Source organism: Nocardia sp. CC201C (genome assembly GCF_030010695.1).
Lineage (GTDB): Bacteria > Actinomycetota > Actinomycetes > Mycobacteriales > Mycobacteriaceae > Nocardia > Nocardia otitidiscaviarum.
This window is the reverse complement of the sequence record NZ_JASCXP010000653.1, coordinates 1-2,533: the sequence shown is the minus strand read 5'-3', so window position 1 is coordinate 2,533 and position 2,533 is coordinate 1. Positions and strand designations below refer to the sequence as shown.

Genomic DNA, 2,533 nt, shown 5'->3' with positions numbered 1-2,533 from the left:
GACCTCCGAGAGCGCGCTGCGGCTGACGTGCCCACGGCCCGAGCGGCGGGCCGGTGGGACGGTCGCGGTCAGTCCGCGCTCTCCTGGCGTTTGTCGGAGTGGCCCAGGGAGCGGCCGGGGGCAACCTTGTCGCGGACGCGTTGTTTGAGCACGGCTATATCGGGAAAGCCGCCGTCGGCCTTGCGTTCCCAGATCTGATCGCCGTCGACGCTGATCCGGAAGATGCCACCCTCACCCGGGATGAGCGCCACCTCGGAGAGGTCGGTGGCGAAGGTGCTCAGCAGTTCCTGCGCCATCCAGCCGGCGCGCAGCAGCCAGCGGCATTGCGTGCAGTACTCGATCGCGACGCGGGACATGGTGCGCACCCTACCGGTCCGGGGCAGAACGCCGATCGTGCGGGCGACCGCACATGTCGGTGGTCTGCGATAGAACTCGGGGCAACAGTGGAAGGGGGAGCGATGCGGACGCGAGAGACCGCGGCGGTGCCGAATGATCCGCCAGCGGTGGCCGGACGACCGTCGACGGCGGACAAGCGGCACGTGCGGGTGAGCGCGGGGCTGGCGGATCTGGATATGTGGCTGGCCGATCAGGTACGGACCGGCCTGGCTCAGATGGATCGGTCGCACCAGGTGTTCGAGGCGGTGGCGGCGCGGATGGTCGACGCGCAGGCCCCCGGAGTGGCGCGGGCGCTGCGTGAACTCGCGCACGTCGGAACGCGGGCCGACTGGCCGCAGCGGCTGCTGCGGGAACTGGGCCGCCTGCATCTGCTGATCGCCGCCCACCAGCGACTCGACCACCTCTCCCCCGCCCTCCGCGCCAGCGTGCGGACCCACATCGGCTACCCCACCCCCGTGGATTCGGTGCGCGAACAACCCGCGGTGCGCGACATCTGGCAGGTGCTCGCCACCCGCACCACCGTCGAAGACGGCCTGTACTCCCGCCGCACCTGGTTGCGCGGCACCACGACCGCCCGCTGGGCGCTCCTGCTCGACCACCACTACGGCAGCCCCACCTTCCCCCAGGACACCCCCGCCCCCGGCGTCCACATCGACGCCGACCTGCACTATTACCCCGCCGCCGCACCACTGCGCGCGGTCTGGGGCGAGCGCTACGGCGAACCCGCCTCCCACACCCAACGACCGAACGCCGACATCGCCTCGGCCTCACCACCGCCCGGCCCACTCCCCGCACCCGGACCCGAAACCTCCACCGCACCACCGGCCGCCGCGAGCGCGGGGATCGGGCGCGATCCGGTCACCGGGCCACCGGGCTCCATCGACGCGGCCGGGCTCGGCATTTCCGCCGCGCTGGGCGCGCATGCCGCGGCGGTGGGTGCGGATCCGTTGCTGCGCTCGTGGCCGATGATGCTGGTCGATGTGGTGCCGGTGCGGTCCGAGAATGGTTGGTATGTGGTGGAAGCCGCGGGGGATTCGCTTCCGGTCACCGTCGAGGACGGCGAGCCGTGGCGCATGCTGGGCGTCTCCGGCGGCCATCCGGTGACGGTGGTCGGCGAGTGGACCACGGACGGGCTGGTGCCGCTCGCCGTGCACGCCGGGGGGACGGTCGTGGATGCCGTGGCGGCGGACGGGATTTCGGTCGCCACGCCGCCGGTCGCCAGCGCGCTGGGTGGTCGGTCGGGTACCGCGGCCGCCGCCGAGCCGGGTATCGCGGAGCTCGTCTCCACGGCGCTGGTCGGCACGGCCCGGCGCACCGTCGATACCGCCGCGCTTCCGGCACCCGTCGCGGCGGCGTCCCGGTCCGGCGCGGATCCGGCCGTCGCCCTGCTCGAAGCCATTGCCCTGCAGGACTGTTTCGTGCGCGGGGCGGTATCGCCGAGTGCGGCGGAGAAGTCCGATATCGCCGAAGACGATCCGCGCCCGCTGCTGCCGCCCGCCGCCGCGGCACGGCTGGGAAGCCTGCTGACCGGTACCTCGTCCTTTCTGGCGGAGTGGTTCGCGGCGGCCGAGCCGTTCGACTACCGCGCCCCGGACGCCATGTGCAGCCGGCTGCTGGAACGCGCCAAATCGGTTGCCGCCCATCGGGAAGCCCTGCTGCGCCTGGCCGGTGCGCGCGGTCGCTGGCTGGCGGCGCGGCATCCCGGCTGGCGCGGTCTGATCCGCGCCGCCGCGGACGACGACTCGGTATGGTCGCACGGCCGCCCGGCGGAGCGCCGGGCCTGGTTGGCCCGGCTGCGCCGCACCGATCCCGGCGCGGCGCGCACGGCACTCGCGACCTCCTGGCCCACCGAATCCGGCCCTGGCAAGGTGGAGCTGCTGGCGGTGCTGGCGGACCGTCTGTCGACGGCCGACGCACCGCTGCTGGAATCCGGCCTGGACGATCGCCGGGCCGAGGTGCGCAGACTGGCCGCGGATCTGCTGGCCCGCCTGCCCGATTCGGCTTTCGCCGAGCGGATGGCGCGGCGCGCGAGCGCATGGCTCACCATGGGCGCGCACCCCGACGGTCCGCGCCTGACCACCACCGGTCCGGGCGTGCTCGACGACGCCGCCCGCCGCGACGGCATCGCGGATCCGTT

The 2,533-nt window shown here is 73.5% G+C and carries 2 protein-coding genes; one reads left to right on the top strand and one right to left on the bottom strand.

Annotated elements, in window-relative coordinates:
- Window positions 1-68: 68 nt before the first annotated feature.
- Window positions 69-356 (bottom strand): SelT/SelW/SelH family protein, encoded by a 288-nt coding sequence (locus QK444_RS35540; RefSeq protein ID WP_282786411.1) that lies wholly within the window; start codon window positions 354-356, stop codon window positions 69-71.
- Between the two features lie 102 nt (window positions 357-458).
- Between QK444_RS35540 and QK444_RS35535 the strand changes: the two genes are divergently transcribed.
- Window positions 459-2,533 (top strand): DUF5691 domain-containing protein (locus QK444_RS35535; protein WP_282786410.1); only part of this gene is annotated, 2,075 nt, incomplete at its 3' end.